This is a genomic window from Patescibacteria group bacterium (assembly GCA_027858235.1).
Taxonomy (GTDB): domain Bacteria; phylum Patescibacteriota; class Patescibacteriia; order Patescibacteriales; family BM507; genus BM507.
On sequence record JAQIDC010000043.1, the window covers coordinates 1 to 6,417 of the forward strand.

7 protein-coding genes and 1 rRNA gene are annotated in these 6,417 nt (G+C 36.0%); all 8 read left to right on the forward strand.

Annotated elements, in window-relative coordinates; all coding sequences use genetic code 11:
- The first annotated feature begins 75 nt into the window (after window positions 1-75).
- Complete coding sequence (gene rpmF / locus PF572_03955) at window positions 76-276, forward strand: 50S ribosomal protein L32 (protein MDA3840221.1); 201 nt, start codon at window positions 76-78, stop codon at window positions 274-276.
- A gap of 35 nt (window positions 277-311) precedes the next feature.
- Window positions 312-800 carry a transcription antitermination factor NusB gene (gene nusB, locus PF572_03960; protein MDA3840222.1) on the forward strand — a complete coding sequence of 163 codons (489 nt, stop codon included), beginning with the start codon at window positions 312-314 and terminating at the stop codon, window positions 798-800.
- A 105-nt stretch (window positions 801-905) separates the two neighbouring features.
- Window positions 906-1,598, forward strand: coding sequence for a ribonuclease III (gene rnc / locus PF572_03965; GenBank protein MDA3840223.1), 693 nt, complete (start codon window positions 906-908; stop codon window positions 1,596-1,598).
- 67 nt (window positions 1,599-1,665) lie between these two features.
- Window positions 1,666-1,974, forward strand: coding sequence for a hypothetical protein (locus PF572_03970; protein MDA3840224.1), 309 nt, complete (start codon window positions 1,666-1,668; stop codon window positions 1,972-1,974).
- 120 nt (window positions 1,975-2,094) lie between these two features.
- The gene (locus PF572_03975; GenBank protein ID MDA3840225.1) at window positions 2,095-2,502 is read left to right on the forward strand and encodes a hypothetical protein; all 408 of its coding nucleotides are present in this window, start codon (window positions 2,095-2,097) and stop codon (window positions 2,500-2,502) included.
- 29 nt (window positions 2,503-2,531) lie between these two features.
- Window positions 2,532-2,777 carry a hypothetical protein gene (locus tag PF572_03980; protein ID MDA3840226.1) on the forward strand — a complete coding sequence of 82 codons (246 nt, stop codon included), beginning with the start codon at window positions 2,532-2,534 and terminating at the stop codon, window positions 2,775-2,777.
- A gap of 115 nt (window positions 2,778-2,892) precedes the next feature.
- Entirely contained in the window at window positions 2,893-3,939 is a 1,047-nt protein-coding gene (locus PF572_03985; GenBank protein MDA3840227.1) for a type IV pilus twitching motility protein PilT, read from the forward strand.
- Window positions 3,940-4,439: 500 nt separating this feature from the next.
- A 23S ribosomal RNA gene (locus tag PF572_03990) occupies window positions 4,440-6,417 on the forward strand; the annotation flags it as partial.

Consider the following 6,417-nt stretch of genomic DNA (forward strand, 5'->3'; position numbering starts at 1 on the left):
TCTCCTTGACTATTATAAAAAAATAAGGTAATACTATATATATTGTATTACAAATAAAGAGAATATTAATAACTTATGTCAGTACCAAAAAAGCGAAGGACCCCAGGTTCCGCGGGAAGAAGAAGGTCCCATCATGCCCTTAAACAAGTTCCTTTAATAAAATGTACAAAATGTGGAAAATCAGTAGAACCCCACAATGCTTGTTCATTTTGTGGAACTTATAGAGATCGTGAAATTATCAAAATAAAGGAGAAAACTACAAAAAGCGAAAAATAAACGCTTTTTGTTTTTTTTGTTCAATTTTTAAACATATGGCAAATAGACACCTAGCTAGAACTATCGCAATGCAAACTTTGTTTCTTTGGGATTTTCATGGGAAAAATAATGAAAACCTAGATACATCATTAAAACAAATGTTTGATAATTTTGCACCAAATTTTGATGATCAGGGGTTTGCTAAAGATATTATTAAAGGGGTGGTTCAAAACATAGATGATGTCGACGCTAATATCACTAGATATGCAACTGAATGGCCATTGGAACAGATTACTTTGGTTGATAGAAATATTTTAAGAATTGGAGTCTATGAACTGCTGAAAAATGATGATATTCCTGCAAAAGTTGCTATTAATGAAGCAATCGAAGTAGGAAAAACATTTGGTGGAGAAGCCTCAGGAAAGTTTATTAACGGTGTTTTGGGAGCAATTTATAAAGATTTGCAAATAGCGAATCCAGAAATTGTTAAAAAAGAAGAGGAAAGAAAGGGAAAAAAAGAAGAAAAAAAGGAGAGAGAAGAATAAATACACTAAAATAATATAAAGATTAAAAAAATAATATTGCTGCATTGTTATATTGTTGTATTGCTGGTCAATTAAACAATTTAACAATTTAGCAATCAAAGAGAAATGAAAGACTTTTCAAAGTTCGAAGAACTTATTAATGTAAAGTTCAAGAATATCGATTTTTTGAAACAAGCCGTTGTACATCGGTCTTATTTAAACGAGCATCCTGATTTTCACTTGCCTCATAATGAGAGAGTGGAGTTTTTGGGTGATGCGGTATTAGAAATAATCGTCACCGAATATCTATACCTAAACTATCCAGACACTCCTGAAGGTGATTTGACCAACTGGAGGGCTTCTTTGGTTAACTCAAAAATGCTTGCTCGAGTAGCTGAGGAAATAAAACTAGAAAAATATTTGTATCTCTCAAAAGGAGAATCGAAGGACACTAATTCAAAAGCGAGACAATATATAATTGCTAATGCCGTTGAAGCTTTGATTGGTGGAATTTATCTTGATCAAGGAATAAAAAAGGCAAGTGAGTTTGTTCATGCTTATATGTTGTCTAAATTGGATGATATTTTGGAAAACAAACTATATCTAGATCCAAAATCTAAGTTTCAAGAAATTGCTCAAGAAAATGCTAAGACTACTCCGCACTACAGGGTGTTAGGAGAGAGCGGTCCTGACCATGATAAAATATTTGAAGTTGGTTTATATCTCGGAGAAGACCTTGTTGCAAAAGGGAAAGGAAGCTCAAAGCAAGAAGCGCAGGTTGATGCGGCGGCGAAGGGAATTAAGAAGAAGAAATGGTAAATATCATGTAGCATGTAACATGAAACATGGAACATGAAACATGTAACACAAAATATAGAACAAATTTATGAAAGATTTTCAAAAAACAACAAATGACATCGTGAAAAAGTTCCCAAGTAAATTTTCTAAGGAACAAAGATTTATTGATCTTACTGAAGAATTGGGTGAGTTGGCTCAAGCTATTTTATTTGAGAGTGGTGTAAAGAAGAATAAAATAAAAGGCGAAAAAACTAAAGATGATATTGCAGATGCATTGGCTGATATGCTATTTAATATGTATGATTTAGCTGAACAGTACGGTATTGATTTAGATAGGGAATACTCAGAAATGCTTGAGAGACTTAAGGAAAGAATAGAAAAAGGAGAATTTAAATAAAGATTATTTTATTAAAATAATTTGAAGATTCTGAATTCCCGCTTCCCTCGGGATAGGCGAGTTCGGAATGACATTTTGCTAGAACAGAGGAATTGAACTTTTACAAAAGAGGAGGAAAAGATGCCAAAAAAAATTATGGTAGTACGAGTTGAAAAGACTGATGGGAACAGTTTGTCTAGTAGTTTTGTGGCAAAGGTGGGACCTGAAACACTAGTGATGACTACTAACAGTGATCTGGAACTTTTTGCAATTCATCTTGCTTCGAGGCTAGAAGAAATAGGAAACAGAGAAGATTGTGGGTTTACGCTGATTGATGCAATTTCCAAAAAAGAATGGGAATATGATATATATTCTCTTGCGTCACTCGGCATTGGAGAACGTGGGCTACAAGTTACGCCACAACTAGGGCTTCCAGGATTTTTGACTATAAACAAGAGATTTTATAATTTGCTTGCTGGGAGAAGTAAACCAAAAGGACAGAAAAAGGAGAATTTAATTAAACAGATCTTTTGCAAAAGGGGAGGATAAGATGTTAAAAGGAATAGTAGAGGTGCGAGTTGAAAAAAACTGAAGGAAATAAATTATCAAGTTCATTTGTAGCAAAAATACTGCACAATGCAGTAATTGTGGTAGGTGGGAGAAAATCCTATTTCATTAATAAACACGATGGAGTTGGTTGTTATTGGGGACCAAAGAAAGAAGACGCATACGAATTTGATACAGCAGAAGAAGCTCGTACAAGTGGGCGATTATCATTGCCCAGTCACATGAGAGACAATGTTGTAAGTGAGCCAGCAAAATAGAAAAAAAGAAATAGCATAGAACTAAGCTCCAGTATAAAACTGGAGCTTTTCTTTTGTTTTCTTTTGATTAATGCTAATATTAATATAGAATTATTCAAATTTATAATCTAAAAATATGACATTAAAAAGTTTATTTAAAATTGCTATAGAAAAAAAGGCCTCTGATTTACATTTGGTTGTGGGAAGACCGCCATTTTTGAGGATTGATGGAGAACTTGAGGATATCGAAGGTGTAGAAGTTATTAATAAGAAGGACATTGAGGCTATGATTTTTGATGTTTTAAAACCAGAAGAAAAAAATAAATTTCTAGACTATAAAGAATTAGATTTTGGGATGTCTATGGATGATTATAGATTTAGAATTAACTTGCATTATGAGAGAGGTAATATGGGGTTAGTTGCCAGGGTTATTACAGATGAGATGTCCACCCTTGAAGATATTGATATGCCACAGATCGTTTATAACCTTCTTGACTTGAAGCATGGATTAATTTTGATGACAGGGCCTACTGGTTGTGGTAAGTCAACAACTCTCGCTGCGATGGTGGATTATATAAATAAAACCAGAAGAGCAAATATTATTACCTTTGAAGATCCAATTGAATATCTTTTTAAGTCAGACAAAAGTGTGATTATTCAAAGACAATTAGGAAGTGATATGATGAGTTTTAATAATGGATTAAAACATGCTCTAAGACAGGACCCGGATGTGATTATGGTTGGTGAGATGAGGGATTTGGAAACAATCGCAACGACAATAACTTTAGCGGAAACAGGGCACTTGGTTTTAGCTACACTGCATACTTATAATGCAGCTCAAACTATAGATCGTATTATTGATATTTTTCCATCACATCAACAAAGCCAAGTTAGAATGCAAATTGCTAATACTTTGGCGGGAGTAATTTCTCAAAGACTGCTTCATAAAAAAGATGGTGGGAGAATTGCCGCAAGAGAAGTGATGATAAATAATCCAGCGGTATCAAATCTGATTAGAGAAAATAAAATAGCTCAACTAAAAACAGTTATTGAGACAAATTCAAAAGATGGGATGGTTAGCATTGATCAAGACATAAAGAGGCTCTATAAAGAGGGGCTGGTAGACAAACATGAGGCTCAATCTTATATGGATAATCCAGAAATATTAGAAAAATTAAAATAAGAAAATACTCTGTTAATAATCTGTGAATTAACTGGGCAAAAAACACACAACAGAAAATCTATTTTATGTAGATTTTCTTTAATATTAGTGTAAAAATGAGTAATTAGGTTTGAGTTTATCGGTGAGCTCATTACTCTTGACATAATTTAGAAATACTATATAATAAATATCAGTTTAAGAAAATTAAATTAATGCGAAAATTAAAGAAAAATTATAAACCAGTACGCGGCTAACACTTACCAACTAGTCTTGAGTGTTTTTACCGCTAAAAGCGGTTTTTTGTTTGTTAAAAATTAGAAGATTAATTTAGAAATTTACAGTGTAGATTTCTAATAAAAATTCTAATGATCCACCCCATACCGATGGTGGAATAAGAAAGACCTTTGACATTTAAATACTTAATAAGAGCATCTAAAATTTTGCAATATTGCAAATTAGGAACAAGACTGTTATTTGCTAATAGTCGAATTTCTATCGCATTGTTAAAGTTAATAATGTGAGAAAATCTCAATAAGAGCATATGGTGAATGCCTTGACACAAAAAGACGATGAAGGACGTAGCAGCCTGCGATAAGCTTTGGTGAGGTGGTAAGCAACCTTTGACCCAAAGATTTCCGAATGGGGAAACCTACTCCGTTGAAGACGGAGTGTCCCTTATCTGAACACATAGGATAAGCGAGACGATTACCCGGTGAACTGAAACATCTTAGTAACCGGAGGAAAAGAAAACAACAATGGGTGCTACACAGATTAACTTAGTTTCGGCTAAGCGATTCTGTGTAACATCTTGTGATTCCCTAAGTAGTGGCGAGCGAAAGGGGAAAAGCCTAAACCTTATTAAACCTTGTATTATGATTTTACTTCGGTAATTGAATTTTACTTAAGGGCCTGAGCCCACATGTTTATATGGTGTTGCAAGATATACGTATTCTAATTCTCAGATTTATTAGAGTAGAGTCATAAAAGTTATTGTTAGTTGAAGTGAACTGGAAAGTTCCGCCAGAGAAGGTGATAGCCCTGTACGCGAAAACAATTTCCCTCTATATCGTATATTCTTAAGTAGGGCGGGACACGTGAAATCCCGTTTGAAACTAGGTCGACTATGATCTAAGGCTAAATACTTTTTGTGATCGATAGTGAACAAGTACCGTGAGGGAAAGGTGAAAAGCATCCCGGGAGGGAGGTGAAATAGTACCTGAAACCATATGCTTACAAGGAGTCGGAGCTGTGTACTTCACTATGTTCGACACAATTTTGAATTTCAAATTTTGAATTTCGAATGAATTTTTAATGATTTAATTTTTAAATTATTAATCATCGCGATGGCGATATTATCATTCAAAATTCTTAATTCAAAATTCTTAATTCTGTGCTGAACAATAGTGAAGTGCATAGTGACGGCGTGCCTATTGAAGAATGAGCCAACGAGTTTGTTGTATGTGGCTTGATTAATCCCGCACCTTTTCGCTGAGAGTTAAAGAAGATCGTTTAAGCTTTAATTAGCTTGAACAAATATCTGAAATTTCTATTCGGCCAAAAGGTGCGGGAGAAGTCGTAGTGAAAGCGAGGGTTAATAGCCCGTATCCTAGATTTATCTAGGAAGGTCGCATGCACAAGACCCGAATCCAGGTGATCTAACCATGACCAGGCTGAAAGTGATAGAAATATCACTGAAGGGCCGAACCCACTAGTCGTGCAACACTAGGGGATGAGTTGTGGTTAGCGGAGAAATTCCAATCGAACCTGGCAATAGCTGGTTCTCCTCGAAATAGCTTTAGGGCTAGCGTCGGATGCTGATTACTGGGGGTAGAGCACTGAATGGGTCTGGGGCCGCAAGGTACCCTGCCTAACCAAACTCCGAATACCAGTAAGTGAAGTCCGGCAGTTAGACTATGGGGGCTAAGCTCCATCAGTCAAAAGGGAAACAGCCCAGATCACAATCTAAGGTCCCTAAATATATACTAAGTGTAAAAGGTGGTGTTGTGACTACTACAACTAGGAGGTTGGCTTAGAAGCAGCCATCCTTTAAAGAAAGCGTAATAGCTCACTAGTCCAGTTGTTTCGCGCCGAAAATTTACCGGGGCTAAGTATATTACCGAAGATGTGAGCTTGCTCAGAATTTTATTATTCATTGATAAGTCTTCCAAATTTTAACAAATTTACAGGAAGGGTGCACTGAAGTGCATAAATGGATTATAGAATTCTGAGCAAGCGGTAGAGGAGCATTCTCATTGCGCTGAAGTCAAATCGTGAGGTTCGGTGGAGCGATGAGAAGAGAGAATGTTGGCATGAGTAGCAAAAAGGCGGGTGAGAACCCCGCCCACCGTAAGACTAAGGGTTCCTGGGCAACGCAAATCGCCCCAGGGTTAGTCGGTCCTAAGACGAGGCTCGTGTAGTGCGAGCGTAGCCGATGGATGAGCTGGTTAATATTCCAGCACTACTGTTGTTTTCCGATGGGGGGACGCGGTTCAGAAGTTT